The organism is Pseudomonas sp. TH06 (assembly GCF_016651305.1).
Taxonomy (GTDB): domain Bacteria; phylum Pseudomonadota; class Gammaproteobacteria; order Pseudomonadales; family Pseudomonadaceae; genus Aquipseudomonas.
This window is the reverse complement of record NZ_JAEKEC010000002.1, coordinates 15,809-31,802: the sequence shown is the minus strand read 5'-3', so window position 1 is coordinate 31,802 and position 15,994 is coordinate 15,809. Positions and strand designations below refer to the sequence as shown.

At 58.5% G+C, this 15,994-nt stretch carries 12 protein-coding genes; 8 read left to right on the top strand and 4 right to left on the bottom strand.

The annotated features are described in order from the left end of the window. Positions 1-116 precede the first annotated feature (116 nt). On the top strand, positions 117-1,094 hold the full coding sequence (gene cysK / locus JFT86_RS23635; protein WP_201238675.1) for a cysteine synthase A: 978 nt from the start codon (positions 117-119) through the stop codon (positions 1,092-1,094). A 261-nt stretch (positions 1,095-1,355) separates the two neighbouring features. After that, positions 1,356-2,294, top strand: a complete 939-nt coding sequence (locus JFT86_RS23630) for an aspartyl/asparaginyl beta-hydroxylase domain-containing protein (protein WP_201238674.1) — start codon at positions 1,356-1,358, stop codon at positions 2,292-2,294. Positions 2,295-2,351: 57 nt separating this feature from the next. On the opposite strand, the gene JFT86_RS23625 is transcribed toward JFT86_RS23630, so the two are convergent. Both JFT86_RS23625 and JFT86_RS23620 read right to left on the bottom strand, forming a co-directional pair. Beyond that, entirely contained in the window at positions 2,352-2,552 is a 201-nt protein-coding gene (locus tag JFT86_RS23625; RefSeq protein WP_201234746.1) for a hypothetical protein, read from the bottom strand. Continuing rightward, positions 2,549-3,076: a hypothetical protein gene (locus JFT86_RS23620; protein WP_201234499.1), complete on the bottom strand. Its 528-nt coding sequence runs from the start codon at positions 3,074-3,076 to the stop codon at positions 2,549-2,551. The genes JFT86_RS23625 and JFT86_RS23620 overlap by 4 nt, the downstream gene beginning before the upstream one ends. Positions 3,077-3,527: 451 nt before the next feature. On the opposite strand from JFT86_RS23620, the gene JFT86_RS23615 reads away from it, so the two are divergent. Continuing rightward, a complete protein-coding gene (locus JFT86_RS23615) occupies positions 3,528-4,391 on the top strand; it encodes a DMT family transporter (RefSeq protein WP_201238673.1) in 864 nt (287 codons plus the stop codon). Between the two features lie 84 nt (positions 4,392-4,475). Here JFT86_RS23615 and JFT86_RS23610 read toward each other — a convergent pair whose 3' ends face one another. Together JFT86_RS23610 and JFT86_RS23605 are read right to left on the bottom strand one after the other, a co-directional pair. After that, on the bottom strand, positions 4,476-5,384 hold the full coding sequence (locus JFT86_RS23610; protein ID WP_201238672.1) for a DMT family transporter: 909 nt from the start codon (positions 5,382-5,384) through the stop codon (positions 4,476-4,478). Between the two features lie 85 nt (positions 5,385-5,469). Next, entirely contained in the window at positions 5,470-7,095 is a 1,626-nt protein-coding gene (locus JFT86_RS23605) for a methyl-accepting chemotaxis protein (RefSeq protein ID WP_201238671.1), read from the bottom strand. Between the two features lie 399 nt (positions 7,096-7,494). Here JFT86_RS23605 and aceK point away from each other — a divergent pair, with 399 nt between their 5' ends. From aceK to JFT86_RS23580, 5 genes are all read left to right on the top strand, one after another. Beyond that, positions 7,495-9,216, top strand: a complete 1,722-nt coding sequence (aceK, locus tag JFT86_RS23600; protein WP_201238670.1) for a bifunctional isocitrate dehydrogenase kinase/phosphatase — start codon at positions 7,495-7,497, stop codon at positions 9,214-9,216. A gap of 231 nt (positions 9,217-9,447) precedes the next feature. Then, positions 9,448-13,359, top strand: coding sequence for an ATP-dependent RNA helicase HrpA (gene hrpA / locus JFT86_RS23595; protein ID WP_201238669.1), 3,912 nt, complete (start codon positions 9,448-9,450; stop codon positions 13,357-13,359). Between the two features lie 403 nt (positions 13,360-13,762). Beyond that, the gene (locus JFT86_RS23590; RefSeq protein WP_201238668.1) at positions 13,763-14,884 is read left to right on the top strand and encodes a beta-ketoacyl-ACP synthase III; all 1,122 of its coding nucleotides are present in this window, start codon (positions 13,763-13,765) and stop codon (positions 14,882-14,884) included. Positions 14,885-15,019: 135 nt separating this feature from the next. Then, positions 15,020-15,631: an RNA polymerase sigma factor gene (locus tag JFT86_RS23585; protein ID WP_201238667.1), complete on the top strand. Its 612-nt coding sequence runs from the start codon at positions 15,020-15,022 to the stop codon at positions 15,629-15,631. Then, the gene (locus JFT86_RS23580) at positions 15,625-15,864 is read left to right on the top strand and encodes a zf-HC2 domain-containing protein (protein ID WP_201238666.1); all 240 of its coding nucleotides are present in this window, start codon (positions 15,625-15,627) and stop codon (positions 15,862-15,864) included. The genes JFT86_RS23585 and JFT86_RS23580 overlap by 7 nt, the downstream gene beginning before the upstream one ends. Positions 15,865-15,994: the final 130 nt, after the last annotated feature.

Genomic DNA, 15,994 nt, shown 5'->3' with positions numbered 1-15,994 from the left:
CCCGAACGATGTAAGCGATTGACTGCCCATGGCCGCAGACGTTCGACCCGACTGGACTGCAATGGGCAACAGGCATACCTTGGGCGCTGAATTCAACGCTGCATAAGGACCCAGCCATGAGCCGTATTTTTGCTGACAACGCCCATTCCATCGGTAATACGCCGCTGGTGCAGATCAACCGCATCGCGCCACGTGGCGTGACCATCCTGGCCAAGATCGAGGGGCGCAACCCCGGATATTCGGTGAAATGCCGGATCGGCGCCAACATGATCTGGGACGCCGAAAGCAGCGGCAAACTCAAGCCAGGCATGACCATCGTCGAGCCAACGTCGGGCAACACCGGCATCGGTCTGGCTTTCGTCGCCGCCGCCCGTGGCTACAAACTGATGTTAACCATGCCGGCTTCGATGAGCATCGAGCGCCGCAAAGTCCTCAAAGCATTGGGGGCCGAACTGGTGCTGACCGAGCCGACCAAAGGCATGAAAGGAGCAATCGAGAAAGCTGCCGAGATTGTCGCCAGCGATGCCGACAAGTACTTCATGCCGGCGCAGTTCGACAATCCGGCCAACCCGGCCATCCACGAAAAAACCACCGGCCCGGAAATCTGGAACGACACCGGTGGCGCAGTCGATGTGCTGGTGGCGGGCGTCGGCACTGGCGGAACGATTACCGGTGTTTCGCGGTATATAAAGAATACCCAGGGCAAACCGATTCTCTCGGTGGCGGTTGAGCCGGTGTTGTCGCCGGTGATCACACAGACGCTGGCGGGGGAAGAGGCGAAACCTCTGGCACCACACAAGATTCAAGGCATCGGCGCCGGTTTCGTACCGAAGAATCTGGACCTGACCATGGTCGACCGGGTCGAGCAGGTTACCGACGAAGAGTCGAAGGCGATGGCCCTGCGTCTGATGCAGGAAGAGGGGATCTTGTGCGGCATTTCCTGCGGTGCAGCGATGGCGGTTGCCGTGCGCCTGGCAGAAACCCCGGAAATGCAGGGCAAGACCATTGTCGTGATCTTGCCGGACTCCGGAGAGCGTTATCTGTCGAGCATGTTGTTCAGCGACCTGTTCACCGAACAGGAAAACCAGCAGTAATCGAGAAAATCAAAAGGTCGCAGTGTAGGAGCTGCCGAAGGCTGCGATCTTTTGATCCTGTTTTTAATCTTGAGAGGCAAGTCTGATCTGGATCAGCCCCCGTTCAGGACCCTTATGTTAATAAATGCTTTATTGCGCAATCCTTAACACTGAATATTAGGTTGAACGGGTTTTTCCCCGGGCCGGTAGTGTTTATCATGGCCGGCTGCCATGCCGGGTAAAAGGCATTGCGCAGTGTTGTCTTTATTCAAGGAGTCGTTGATGACCTTTTCGTTAGCCGCCAAAGTGTTGGTGTTGCTGCTGTTTGTGGGCAGCATCCTTTACGTGCATTTGCGCGGCAAGGCGCGCCTGCCGGTGCTGCGCCAGTTCGTCAACCACTCGGCGCTGTTCGCTCCGTACAACGCCCTGATGTACCTGTTCTCCGGCGTGCCGTCCAAACCCTATCTGGACCGCAGCAAATTCCCTGAACTGGATGTGCTGCGCGATAACTGGGAAACCATTCGCGACGAAGCCATGCACCTGTTCGACGAGGGTTACATCCGTGCGGCGGAGAAGAACAACGACGCCGGTTTTGGCTCGTTCTTCAAGAAGGGCTGGAAGCGTTTCTACCTCAAGTGGTACGACAAACCGTTGCCATCGGCAGAAGCCCTGTGCCCGAAAACCGTGGCGCTGGTCAGTGCCATTCCGAACGTCAAAGGCGCCATGTTTGCGCTGTTGCCGGGCGGTAGTCACCTCAACCCGCATCGCGATCCGTTTGCCGGTTCCCTGCGCTACCACCTCGGTTTGTCGACTCCGAACTCCGACGATTGCCGCATTTTCGTCGATGGCCAGGTTTACGCCTGGCGCGATGGCGAGGATGTGATGTTCGACGAGACCTATGTGCATTGGGTCAAGAACGAAACTGACAAGACCCGCGTCATCCTGTTCTGCGACATCGAGCGACCGCTGAGCAACCGCGTCATGACCCGCGTCAACCGCTTCATCAGTGGCTGGCTCGGTCGCGCAACCGCACCGCAGAACCTCGACGACGAACGTGTCGGCGGTATCAACCAGGCCTACGCCTGGAGCAAGAACTTCAGTGACAAGTTCAGCGGCGTGGTCAAACAGTGGAAGCGCCGTAACCCCAAGGCCTATCGTGTCCTGCGACCGGTGCTGGCAGTGGTGGTGTTAACGTTGTTGGGGTATTGGCTGTTTGGTTGAGGCTGGATACAGAAATAAAAAACCGCTTCTTGTGAGCGGTTTTTTATTGCCTGCAAGTCAGCGCCGTCCGGCGAGGACGTTGGGTTCATCCACGTCAATACCATCGACAAGAACTTGCAGAAATCGTCGCTGGTTGGTGGATAACACGAAATCACCCAGCTTTTCATCGGCTTTGCGTGGTCCCTTCTTTGAGGGTGCTTTTTTAACATCTTTACGCATTTTTTTGCCCTCGCTGATCATTAATTGAACAGTTTTCACAATGCTTTACCCTCCACTGCGAGCACAAGGCGGCCATCCAAATCAAATTTGAAGCCGAGCTGCCTATATTTCGGAATGGCTCCTTGCATGGGCTCCTGAACTTCAATCAATCTGCTGCCAATAATTTGGGCAAATTCGTCAATGGCCAACATCGCCAACGCCGCGATACGGTTTTTAAGTGGATGCGCTTCCCCTGGCCTTCCCTCAAGCCGCACGATTCGAATTCGCTGACGGCTATTGTTTGGAATGACAAAACACAGCCCGCAAAGCTCTTGTTCAAACCAGATCGCGACATCCAGAGACAAGGGTTCTCGGGTCTTCCAGGTGACGACCTCTCCCCAGGAAAAATGCGGATTATCCCAAAGCTCAAAAGCACTTATTGCCTGAGTATCGATGGGTTTGAAGCGTATTTTCGAAAAGTCTGCTCCCTCATGAAAAAGCCTTCTCTTGGTGGTGATACTAGCCGCCTTTCTCGCCTCTGACCGATACAACTGATACCGCAAATACGTCCGTTCTCTTGGCATATGATTTCGAGCATTCCATGTCTCCCCATCGACAGGTGTTGCGGTTGCTCCACAGCCTATTCAGCCGTCATCCATTCGTCGTTACCGGCCCTTTGCCCAAATCATTGCAATCCATGTCCCACGCTGGTTATAGTCGGCGCTCGTGAGTCGCACGACTCACCTTCCAATCCTTCAAGAAGATCTGCCCAAATGCCTGCATTCCTCATCAACGCGGTAGTCGATTCAGCGGTCAGCGCTGGCGTCGTGCCGTGCGGGAATCAGCAGCCAAAGCAGATCAGTCACTACCCCCCACCTGTCAGTAGCACGCCGGTGTGCGCAGTCGTATCACCGCCGGGCGTTGGCGTTTCGGGCTGATCGGCAGTTTCTGCTGAACCCAGTGCCCGCCTGAAAAAAACCTACTGAATTTCAGCTTCGGCTGAATTGGCTTTGTGCCTGACTACAGGTGGTATTCATGTTTGTCCTTTCGAAAAAAACCGCGCTCGCGGCGGCGTCCACGAGCCTGTTCGTTCTGCTGTGGAGCAGCGGGGCGATCTTCTCCAAATGGGGCTTGGCGCACGCGTCGCCCTTTGCCTTTCTGCTGATCCGTTTTGTCATTGCCCTCTGCGGGCTGGTGCTGCTGGCGCCGCTGCTCAAGCTGAAGCTGCCCAAGGGCGGTAGACCGATGCTGTTTGCGATCGCCACGGGTGTGGTGTTGTTGGGCGCTTATCAGATTTTTTATCTGCTGGCGCTGAACACCAAAGTCACGCCGGGGGTGATGGCGACCATCATGGGCGTGCAGCCGATTCTCACGGTGGTATTGATGGAGCGGCAGCGTTCGGCGAGCCGTATGTTTGGTCTGGCGTTGGGATTGGCCGGGCTGATCATGGTGGTCTACCAGGGCATCGGTCTGGCCGGGATGTCCTGGGCGGGGATGTTGTTTGGCTTGCTGGCACTGGCGAGCATGACGCTGGGGTCGATCATGCAGAAACGCATTACCGACAATCCCCTCGGAACGTTGCCGGTGCAGTATCTGGCGGGTCTGTTGCTCTGCGGGATTTTCGTGCCGTTCCAGCCGTTTCACTTCGAACACAGCGCCGGCTTCATCGTGCCGGTGTTGTGGATGGGGCTGGTGGTGTCGGTGCTCGCGACGCTGTTGCTGTATCGCCTGATCGCACGGGGCAATCTGGTGAATGTGACCAGTCTGTTCTATCTGGTGCCGGCGGTGACGGCGGTGATGGACTACCTGATTTTCGGCAATCGCCTGGCCGCGTTGAGCGTGCTCGGGATGCTGTTGATCATCGTTGGTCTGGCGTTCGTTTTCCGTAAGTCGAAATAACGCGACTCCTGTAGGAGTTGCCGCAGGTTGCGATCTTTTGATCTTGAAAATTACAAGTCAAAAGATCGCAGCCTGCGGCAGCTCCTACAGTTTTACTACCTGTGTGGGTTTGACCACCGCCGGTTTCAACACCAGCCACAGCGCCAGCGCAATCAACACGCCGCCATACAGATGCGCCATCGACAGCGGCTCATCCAGCAACAACGCCCCCCACAATACGCCGAACGCCGGGATCATGAAGGTCACGGTCATCGACTTCACCGGGCCGATGGAGCTGAGCAGGCGGAAGTAAATGATGTAGGCAAACGCGGTGCAGCCCAACCCCAGGCCCAGCAACGACAGCCAGACATTCCAGCCGCCCCAGCTTGCTGGTGGCGCAGTGATCACGCTGTAGATGAACAACGGCAGGAGAAACAGCGAAGCACCGAGCATGCTGCCGACCGCCGAGAGTCGGCTGTCGAGCCCACCACTTTGATCCAGCCAGCGCCGGGTGAGGAAGCCGGCGAAGCCATAGCATGTGGTGGCGAGCAGGCAGGCGAGGGCGCCCATCAGCAACTCCAGATCGAAAGCCACCGGGCCTGCGCGCGTGAGTACGCCGACTCCGAACAGGCCGAGGAACACGCCGGTCAATTTCGCGACGGTGAGTTTTTCACTGAAGAACAAGCCGCCGATCAACACGCCCATCAACGGCGTGGTGGCGTTGAAGATCGCCGAGTAACCCGCCGGCAGCACTTGGGCAGCCACCGAATACAGCGTCGCCGGAATCCCCGAGTTGATCACCCCGAGCAACATCACGGTTTTCAGTTTGCCTTTGAAATCCCAGCTGATGCGCATCAGTCCGAGGATCACCAGCAGGCCGACGGCAGCGATCGACACGCGGAAAAACGCCGTCGGAATCGTGCCGATCACCGGCGCAATAATGCGCATGAACAGAAAACTCGCGCCCCAGATGGCCGCCAGCGACAACATACGGAAAATATCGACTGGGCTCACGACGAGTCTCCTTCCAAGATCGGGACGAGAGTGTTGCCGAGCGCCCTGACGATGGCAACCGCTAATCAGGCATTTAACTTTCCGCTTAAATCACAAACCGCGTGACCAAACCGTTCAGGTCGACTGCCAGACGCGACAGTTCCTGGCTCGCGGCGGACGTCTGCGTGGCGCCAGCGGCGGTTTGCGTCGAGAGATCACGGATGTTCACCAGATTCTCATCGACCTCGCGCGCCACCAGCGCCTGTTGCTCGGCAGCGCTGGCGATGACCAGATTGCGCTGGTTGATCTGCGAAATCGACGCGGTGATTTTCTCCAGCGCCTGCCCGGCGCTGTTTGCGCGACGCAATGTCTGCCCGGCCTGCTCGGCACTGCTTTGCAGCGCGCTGACCGTCGCGCCGGTGCCGTGCTGAATGCTGGTGATCATCAGCTCGATTTCTTCGGTGGAGTTTTGCGTGCGTTGCGCCAGCGAGCGCACTTCATCGGCGACCACCGCAAACCCGCGCCCGGCTTCACCGGCCCGCGCCGCTTCGATCGCTGCGTTGAGCGCCAGCAGATTGGTCTGCCCGGCGATGCCGCGGATCACCTCGAGTACTTTGCTGATGTCCTGAGCCTGAGTGGCGAGGCCCTCGGCTTGCTCCGAGGCACCGAGCACCGCGCCGACCAGTTCCTGAATGGAACTGATGGTCTCGCTGACCTGTACATGGCCGTGCTTGCTGTCTTCGTTGGAGGCTTCGGAAGCTTCGGCACTGGACACTGCGTTGGCTGCGACCTCATCCACCGCCGTGCTCATTTCCGTAACGGCAGTGGCGGCCTGTTCAATCTGATCGTTCTGCTGTTGCAGGCCCCGGGTGCTTTGCTCCATCACCGAGCTCATTTCCTCGGCAGCGGAGGCCAGTTGTTGCGCCGACTCGCTGATGCCGCGAATGGTCGAACGCAAGTTCATCTGCATCTCGGCCAGGGCGTCGAGCAACTGCGCCGCTTCATCCTTGCCTTCGCTGACAATCTGGCCGCTGAGGTCGCCGGCGGCAATTTTGCGTGCCACGTTCAGGGCCTGATTGATCGGCGTGGTGATGCTGCGGGTCAGTTGCCAGGCCAGCAGCAGCGTCGCCAGCAGTGCGATGACAATGATGCTGCCGACAATCCACAGTGCGCGCTCGTACATGGCCGCCGCAGCGTCGGCGGCGATGTCGGCACCTTGCTGATTGAGGGTGATCATCTGCTCCAGTGTGACATCGAGCACCGTGCCCTGTGGCGCCAGTTCAGTGTTCAGGAGAGCGAGCGCCTGCTCGGTCTGGCCGGCGTCGGTCTGCTTGATGATCTGGTCGAGGATGCTCAGGTATTTGCCGACGGCTGCACTCAAGCCATTGAGCAGGGCGTCCTCCTGATCACTGGCAATCAGGGTTTTGTGATCACTGAGGCGCTTGAGCAATTCTTCGCGTTGCGCCTTGATAATACCTTTGCTTTTTTCACGAATCGCCGCCTGGGGATTGGCGATCAGCCGCAGGGATTCGAGGCGGATGCTGGCGATGTTCGCCGCCGCGTCATGAATGCTTTCGATGCTCGGCATCCACGATTCTTCAATCACCGAGGCGCTTTCGCGCAAGGTCTTCATTTGTCCCAGGCCAAACAGGCCAACCACGACCAGCAGGCCGGCTAACACGGCAAAACTCAAACTGGCGCGCAAACCTATGCGCAGATTCCGGATAGACATCAATGTGCTCCTTGATCTTTGAGGGAGAGGTCGTCCTCGTGGACCGAGGATCTTGTTGTCAGGCGGGTGATGGCGGGATGTATATCAAAGTGCCATCATTTTGGTAAGACCAATCCGGACACGCTCCAGATATGGCATCGCACCTGCCGCCAAGGCGCGAGCTAGAGAGTTCAATGCCGGATTGGATCCGAAAGCCAGAGAATCCGTGGGCTGGTGGCTGGTGGCAGAAAGCGTCTGAAAGGCTGTTTATTGACCGAACGGTCGATTAAAAAAACTTTGATAAAAACTGTGTCGCTGTACAGGTCTGCCGCGGATTTGGCAGAAATTGCACTTCACCTGCGCACGGTTCCGTGGCTAAGCTCAGGCACAGATTTCCACATGCACGCAGAGGTCTCATCTATGCCGCAGCAATGGCCAGCCACCGACATCGCCCGCATGATCCTCGATGGCTTTGACGATTACCGCGAGCATTTCCGCCGGATCACCGATGGCGCGCGTGAACGCTTCGAACACGCGCGCTGGCAGGAGACACAGACCGCGTCGGCGGCCAGGATCAACCTCTACGAAGAGAAAGTCGGTGAGACCATCGCTCGGCTACGCGAGCATTTCGACGATGAGTCTCTGATGAATGTCAGCTGCTGGCCGCTGGTGAAAAGCGCTTACATCAGCGTCATCGACCTGCGCTTCGACGATGAACTGTCCGAGACCTGGTACAACTCGATTTTCTGTGGGCTGTTCAGTCATGACCTGATCAGCGACGGCTGCATGTTCATCCACACCACGCGTCCGAGTCTGCGTCGTGCCCGCGCCGCGCAAACCCGTACCTACAAACCGCAAGGCCAGTTGTCGGGGATGCTCGCGAGCATTTTCGCCGACTACCGTTTCAGCGAGGATTACGCCGATCTGCCGGGCGATCTGCGCCGCCTCGAAGCGCAATTGCGCGAGAACCTGCCGGACTGGGTGTGCAAGGATCCGGAGCTGAGCGTCGAGCTGTTTTCGTCGGTGCTGTACCGCAACAAGGGCGCGTATCTGGTCGGGCGCATTTACACCCGCGACGAGCAATGGCCGCTGGTGATTCCGCTGTTGCACCGCGAGGGCCGCGGAATTCAGATCGATGCGTTGATCACCGACGAAGCCGACGTGTCGATCATCTTCTCCTTCACCCGTTCGTACTTCATGGTCGATGTGCCGGTGCCGGCGGAGTTCATTGGCTTCCTGCGGCGCATTCTGCCGGGCAAGCACATTGCCGAGTTGTACACCTCGATCGGCTTCTACAAACACGGTAAATCCGAGTTCTATCGGGCGCTGATTAATCATCTGGCCAACACCGACGACCAGTTCATCATGGCCCCGGGCGTGCGCGGGATGGTCATGAGTGTGTTCACACTGCCGGGCTTCAACACCGTGTTCAAAATCATCAAAGACCGTTTTTCGCCGTCGAAAAACGTCGACCGCGCCACGGTGATCGAGAAGTACCGACTGGTGAAAAGTGTCGACCGGGTAGGGCGCATGGCCGATACCCAGGAGTTTGCTGATTTCCGTTTTCCGCTGAGCAAGTTCGATCCGGCGTGCCTTGAAGAATTGCTCGAAGTCGCACCGTCGACGGTCTCGGTCGAGGGCGACACCGTGCTGATCCGCCACTGCTGGACCGAGCGGCGGATGACGCCGCTCAACCTGTATCTGGAAAACGCCAACGAAGCGCAAGTGCGTGAGGCGCTGGAAGACTACGGTTTGGCGATCAAGCAACTGGCGGCGGCGAACATCTTTCCCGGCGACATGCTGCTGAAGAACTTCGGTGTCACGCGGCACGGGCGGGTGGTGTTCTATGACTACGACGAAATCTGTTTTCTGACCGAGGCGAACTTTCGCCATATCCCGGCACCGCGTACGCCGGAGGACGAAATGGCCTCCGAGCCGTGGTACTCGATCGGGCCGCTGGATGTATTTCCCGAGGAGTTTCCGCCGTTCCTGTTCGCCGATTCGGCGCAACGCAAGTTGTTCGATCAGTTGCATGGCGAGTTGTACAACGCCGATTACTGGAAGGGTTTACAGGAGGCGATTCGGGCGGGGAAAGTCATCGACGTCTTCCCCTATCGGCGTAAAGGCCTGGATAACGAATAACTCCCCCTGAACACATTGTGGCGAGGGGATTTATCCCCGATGGGGTGCGAAGCCCCCCAAAACCATTCAACTCAGACGCCCCAGATCGACTTTGATAGCCAGTCGGCGACTGCTGCGCAGCCGATCGGGGATAAATCCCCTCGCCACAAGAGCACCTCGCAGTCGTGTTCAGTGCCGCAAATCTGCGACAATCCGCCCCCTGCACAAATAGACGACCGAATTGCGTACCCGATGACCGACGAATCGCCCTCCATCGACAAACTGCTGAAAAACCTCGATCACGCCATGCTTGCCGACCGCCACCGGCTGCGGCGGCAGTTGCTTGAGCTGCGCAAGAAACCCGACGAAGCCAAGCTGGCCCAGTGGGTGACGCGCATGCAGGCGTCCTGCGATCAAGTGTTGGCGCGCCGCGCCAGCCTGCCGGTGATTCGTTACGACGACAGCCTGCCGATCGCCGCCAAGCGTGACGAAATCAAGGCTGCGCTGGAAAAGCACCAGGTCCTGATCATTGCCGGTGAAACCGGTTCGGGTAAAACCACGCAGTTGCCGAAGATCTGTCTGGAAATCGGTCGCGGTCAACATGGTCTGATCGGTCACACCCAGCCACGCCGAATCGCTGCACGCAGCGTCGCTAGCCGGGTCGCCGAAGAACTTGCCACGCCGCTCGGGGCGTTGGTCGGCTATCAGGTACGTTTCGAAGATCAGAGCGATTCCAATACGCTGATCAAACTGATGACCGACGGCATTCTGCTCGCGGAAACCCAGAACGACCGGTATCTGGAACGCTACGACACGATCATCGTCGACGAGGCGCACGAACGCAGTCTCAACATCGACTTCCTGCTCGGTTACCTGAAAACCCTGCTGCCGCGCCGTCCGGACCTGAAAGTCATCATCACCTCGGCGACCATCGATCTGGAGCGTTTCTCCAAACATTTCGATGACGCGCCGATTGTCGAGGTGTCCGGCCGCACTTTCCCGGTGGACACCTGGTATCGCCCGCTGACGCTTGAGCAGGACGAAGAGGGCAACCGCGTCGAAGACGACCTGACCGTGGATCAGGCGATCCTCGCCACCCTCGATGAAATCGCCGCTTATGAGCGCAGCGAACGCCGCAGTCCCGGCGATGTGCTGGTGTTCCTGCCCGGCGAGCGCGAGATTCGCGATGCGGCGGACATGCTGCGTAAAGCCCAGCTCAAACACACTGAAATTCTGCCGCTGTACGCACGCCTGTCGCCGGCCGAACAACAACGTATTTTCCAGTCGCACCCGGGCCGTCGAGTGGTGTTGGCGACCAACGTTGCCGAGACCTCGCTGACCGTGCCGGGCATCCGCTACGTGATCGACAGCGGCACCGCGCGTATCAGCCGTTACAGCTACCGTGCGAAAGTCCAGCGCTTGCCGATCGAGGCGATTTCCCAGGCCAGTGCCAACCAGCGTAAGGGCCGTTGTGGTCGGGTCGAGCCGGGCATCTGCATTCGCTTGTACAGCGAAGAAGATTTCCTCGGCCGTCCGGAATTTACCGATCCGGAGATTCTGCGCACCAACCTCGCCGCGGTTATTTTGCAGATGCTTCATCTGCGTCTCGGCGAAATCACCGCGTTCCCGTTTATCGAGCCGCCGGATGGCAAGGCGATCAGTGACGGTTTCAACCTGCTGCAAGAACTCTCGGCGGTGGATCGCAACAGTCAACTGACGCCACTGGGCCGCCAATTGGCGCGCTTGCCGGTGGATCCGCGCATGGGCCGCATGTTGCTCGAAGCGGCGAAGCTCGGCAGCCTGCAAGAAGTGCTGATTGTCGCCAGCGCCATGTCGATTCAGGATCCGCGTGAACGTCCGCCGGAGCGCCAGCAAGCCGCCGACCAGGCCCACGCGCAATGGAAGGACACTGATTCCGACTTCGCCGGGCTGGTCAATCTTTGGCGCGGTTTTGAAGAGCAGCGCCAAGCCCTGACCGCGAGCCCGCTGCGTAACTGGTGCCGCAAGAATTTCCTCAATTATCTGCGTCTGCGCGAGTGGCGTGATTCCCATCGCCAGTTGAGCCTGATCTGCCGCGACATGCAGTTGAGTCTGAATAAAGAGCCGGCCGATTACCCGAAATTGCACAAAGCAGTGCTGGTCGGCCTGCTCAGCCAGATCGGCCAGAAAACCGAGGACGGCGATTACCTTGGCGCACGTCAGCGGCGCTTCTGGATTCATCCGTCGTCAGGCATCGGCAAGAAACGCCCGCAATGGCTGATGACCGCCGAACTGGTGGAAACCACCAAGCTGTACGCGCGTATGGTCGCCAAGATCGACGCCGACTGGATCGAGCCGCTGGCCGGTCATCTGATCAAGAAAAACCACTTCGAACCGCACTGGGAGAAGAAGCGCGGCCAGGTCGTGGCGTTTGAACAGATCACTCTGTTCGGGCTGATCGTGGTCGGCCGTCGACCGGTGCATTACGGCCCGGTCGATCCGGTGGTGTCGCGTGAACTGTTCATCCGCGAAGGTCTGGTGCGTGGCGAGATTCAGTCGAAAGCCAAGTGCCTGAGCGCCAACCAGCGACTGCTGGAACAGCTCGACGAACTTGAGGCCAAGGCCCGTCGTCGCGACATTCTCGCCGACGAAGAAACCCTCTACGCCTTCTACGATGCGCGGTTGCCGGCGGAGATTCACCAGACGGCGACGTTCGACAGCTGGTATCGCATCAACAGCCAGAAAGATCCGCAATTGCTGATCATGCGCGAAGAAGACGTGCTGGCCCGCGAGGCCAGTGAAGTCACGGCGCGGGATTACCCGGACACCTTGCATATCGGTGATCTGGAACTGGCGCTGACCTATCATTTCGAACCCAATCACCCGCGTGACGGCGTGACCCTGCGCGTGCCGGCGCCGCTGCTGCCGATGCTGCCGCCGGAGCGTCTGGAGTGGCTGGTGCCGGGGATGATCGAGGCCAAGTGCATCGCTCTGGTGCGTAACTTGCCGAAGGCGCTGCGCAAGAACTTCGTGCCGGTGCCGGACTTCATCAAAGCCGCGTTGCAACGCATGACGTTTGCCGACGGTTCGTTGCCGCAGGCGTTGGGCCGTGAATTGCTGCGCATGACCGGTGCGCGGGTCAGCGATGAGGCCTGGGCGGAAGCCGAGCAAGGCGTCGAAGGGCATCTGCGGATGAACCTGGAAATCGTCGACGGCCAAGGCAAGTTCCTTGGCGAAGGGCGTGATCTGGCCGAGCTGACTGCGCGTTTTGCCGAAGCCAGTCAGGCGGCATTGGCGGTGCCGCAGAGCGCGAAAAGTCAGCAACCGGTGGAAGCCAAAGTCTTTGCGCCAGTGGCAGAAAAGACTCAGCAGAAGATCGCCGGGCTGTCGATGACGGTCTATCCGGCGCTGGTCGAAGAGGGCGGCACGGTCAAGGAAGGGCGGTTCTCGACCCCGGCCGAAGCCGAGTTCCAGCATCGTCGGGCGTTGCAGCGTCTGTTGATGCAGCAACTCGCCGAGCCGGCCAAGTTCCTGCGTGGCAAGTTGCCGGGGCAGACCGAACTGGGCTTGCTCTACCGCGAGTTGGGTCGTGTTGATGCGCTGGTCGAAGACATTCTGCTGGCCAGTCTCGACAGCTGCATTCTTGAAGGTGAAGACCCGTTGCCGCGAGATGGCGCCGGTTTGGCGGCACTGGCTGAACGCAAACGCGGCAACTGGACCGAGCATGCCGAGCGCGTGGCACGCCTGACGCTGGAAATCCTCAAGCTCTGGCATGGTCTGCAAAAGCGCTTCAAGGGCAAGATCGATCTGGCGCAAGCCGTTGCGTTGAACGACATCAAGCAGCAGATCAACAATCTGGTTTATCCGGGGTTTGTCCGGGAAACCCCGATGCAGTGGCTTAAAGAGCTGCCACGTTATCTGAAAGCAGTCGAGCAGCGTTTCGAAAAGCTCGGTGCACAGTTGCAGAAGGATCGTGTCTGGAGCGGCGAACTCGCCGGGCTCTGGGCGCAATACCAGACTCGCGCGGCCAAGCATGCGCAGGAAGGCAAACGTGATCCGCAGCTTGAGTTGTACCGCTGGTGGCTGGAGGAATACCGGGTGTCGCTATTCGCCCAGCAATTGGGGACGAAAGTGCCGATCTCCGACAAACGCCTGAATAAGCAATGGACCCAGGTCGAACCGTGATCTTGAGGGTACGCAACTCCTCTTGTGGGGGCGGCTTTTGTGGCGAGGGGATTTATCCCCGATGGGTGGCGAAGCCGCCCCAAAATCGATCATTTCAGTCCTTCAGTTGAAATGAGTGTGATTGTTTGGCGACTGCTTCGCAGCCGATCGGGGATAAATCCCCTCGCCACATAGGCTCACTCCTACAGGGAAATGGGGTGGTGCTTGAGAAAGGGGCCAAAACCTCGGCTTTATGGCAAACTTCGCGACCATAAACGCCGGTTTCGCGACCCAGAGCCTTTGGCGCGGTCACGGAGCGGAATAAAGCGATGCCAGGTTTGCGTCCCCCTGATGGGAATAGACCCTTTGTGTGTTGGTACGACGGTTCCAGCACTTTCTGCCTGAACAGATTAGAGAAACGACCATGCATAACGTCGTCATCAGCGGCACCGGCCTGTACACCCCGGCCAACAGCATCTCCAACGAAGAGCTGGTGCAGTCTTTCAATACCTACGTCGCGCAGTTCAACGCGGACAACGCCGACGCCATCGCCAGCGGCGAAATCCAGGCCCTGACTGAATCCAGCGCCGCCTTCATCGAAAAAGCCTCAGGCATCAAGAGCCGCTTTGTCATGGACAAGGACGGCATTCTTGATCCGCAGCGCATGGCCCCGCGTCTGCCGGAGCGCTCCAACGACGAATGGTCGGTACTCTGCCAGATGGCCATCGGCGCTGCCGAACAAGCCTTGCAGCGCGCCGGCAAAACCGCCGCTGACATCGATGGCGTGATCGTCGCCTGCTCCAACCTGCAACGCGCCTATCCGGCCATCGCCATCGAAGTCCAGGAAGCGCTGGGCATTCAAGGCTTCGGTTTCGACATGAACGTGGCCTGCTCGTCGGCCACCTTCGGTATCCAGCAAGCCGCCAACACGGTGCAACTGGGCCAGGCCCGGGCGATCCTGATGGTCAACCCGGAAGTCTGCACCGGTCACCTGAACTTCCGTGACCGCGACAGCCACTTCATCTTCGGCGACGCCGCGACTGCGGTGATTATCGAGCGTGCAGACACCGCTACCTCCAAGCACCAGTTCGACGTGGTCAGCACCAAACTGCTGACCAAGTTTTCCAACAACATCCGCAACAACTTCGGTTTCCTCAACCGCGCGGCGGAAGAGGGCGTTGGTGCCCGCGACAAACTGTTCGTGCAGGAAGGCCGCAAGGTGTTCAAGGATGTCTGCCCGATGGTGGCCGAACTGATCGGTGCGCATCTGGAGGAGAACAAGCTCAACGTCGGCGACGTCAAGCGCTTCTGGCTGCACCAGGCCAACCTGAGCATGAACCACCTGATCGTGCGCAAACTGCTGGGCCGCGAGGCTACCGAAGAAGAAGCACCGGTGATCCTCGACACCTACGCCAACACCAGCTCCGCAGGCTCGGTAATTGCTTTCCACAAGTATCAGGATGATCTGGCCAGTGGTTCGCTGGCGGTACTGAGTTCGTTCGGTGCGGGCTACTCGATCGGTAGCGTGATTCTGCGCAAGCGTTGAAATTGGTTTAATTTCCGCTTAACTGCGTTGACTTTTCCTACATCCGAATCGGCTCAAACGTTGTAATTTTTCGGAATTGGCGGCAGGTGAAAACCTGCCGCTATTATTTTCGGAATCGGGAAAAGGGGATTTTGGATGGCGGCTGACGATACCCAACTGCTTGCACGCCTGCTGGCCGGTGAGCAAAAGGCTTTCAAGGAACTGGTCACGACGTATCAGAGCGCCATGCGCGCCGTCGCCTACGCGATTGTTGGCCAGCGTCATGTCGAGGAAGTGGTGCAGGACGCCTGGCTGTCGGTGGTGCGACACATCGCCAGCTTCGAAGGTCGCTCGAGTCTCAAGACCTGGCTGCTGACCATCACCGCCAACTCCGCTAAAAGTCGTTACAAACAGAATCGCCGCGAAGTGTTGATGGATGATTTGCCATCGCCCCATGGCACGATCGATGACGACCGCTTTTCTCCCGGCGATGGCCACTGGCTGGTGGCGCCTTTCGCCTGGCATCAGGACACCCCGGAAGCACTGCTGACCGAAAGCGAATTGCGCGAGTGCCTGGAGCACACGTTGCTCAGTCTGTCGGAACTGCAAAGCAGCGTTTTACTGCTGCGCGAACGTCAGGGCCTTGAGCTGGAAGAAATCTGTAATCTTCTGGAGATCTCGCTCTCCAATGTCCGTGTGCTGCTGCATCGTGCGCGGCTGAAAGTCTTCGCAACCGTGGAGCATTTTGAGGAGACCGGGGAATGCTGACCTGTAAGGAACAAGTGGCGCGCTCCAGCGATTATCTCGATGGCCAATTGAGCTTTCGTGAAAAGCTGATGGTGCGTCATCACCTGATGTTTTGCCCAAACTGTCGGCGGTTCATCCGTCAGATGCGTTTGATGCAAGCCACCTTGAAGGCAATGCCGGAAGAGCCCGTAGAAGATGTTGATGCGCTGGCCGAACGTCTGGCGGAACAGCGCCGCAAAGACAACCCCCTGTAGGAGCTGCCGAAGGCTGCGATCTTTTGATCTTGTTCTTGTTCATAGAACCCAGGATCAAAAGATCGCAGCCTTCGGCAGCTCCTACAGGGGTTTTTTGCGTCTTGCAGAAAATAGCCCAGCGCGAGCGAAA

Excerpts from the sequence above, each read along its gene's own strand:
- JFT86_RS23605 (WP_201238671.1), bottom strand. The coding sequence starts at position 7,095 with ATGTCTATCCGGAATCTGCGCATAGGTTTGCGCGCCAGTTTGAGTTTT.
- JFT86_RS23580 (WP_201238666.1), top strand. The coding sequence starts at position 15,625 with ATGCTGACCTGTAAGGAACAAGTGGCGCGCTCCAGCGATTATCTCGAT.
- cysK (WP_201238675.1), top strand. The coding sequence starts at position 117 with ATGAGCCGTATTTTTGCTGACAACGCCCATTCCATCGGTAATACGCCG.
- JFT86_RS23620 (WP_201234499.1), bottom strand. The coding sequence starts at position 3,076 with ATGCCAAGAGAACGGACGTATTTGCGGTATCAGTTGTATCGGTCAGAG.
- aceK (WP_201238670.1), top strand. The coding sequence starts at position 7,495 with ATGCCGCAGCAATGGCCAGCCACCGACATCGCCCGCATGATCCTCGAT.
- JFT86_RS23630 (WP_201238674.1), top strand. The coding sequence starts at position 1,356 with ATGACCTTTTCGTTAGCCGCCAAAGTGTTGGTGTTGCTGCTGTTTGTG.
- JFT86_RS23615 (WP_201238673.1), top strand. The coding sequence starts at position 3,528 with ATGTTTGTCCTTTCGAAAAAAACCGCGCTCGCGGCGGCGTCCACGAGC.
- hrpA (WP_201238669.1), top strand. The coding sequence starts at position 9,448 with ATGACCGACGAATCGCCCTCCATCGACAAACTGCTGAAAAACCTCGAT.
- JFT86_RS23585 (WP_201238667.1), top strand. The coding sequence starts at position 15,020 with ATGGCGGCTGACGATACCCAACTGCTTGCACGCCTGCTGGCCGGTGAG.
- JFT86_RS23590 (WP_201238668.1), top strand. The coding sequence starts at position 13,763 with ATGCATAACGTCGTCATCAGCGGCACCGGCCTGTACACCCCGGCCAAC.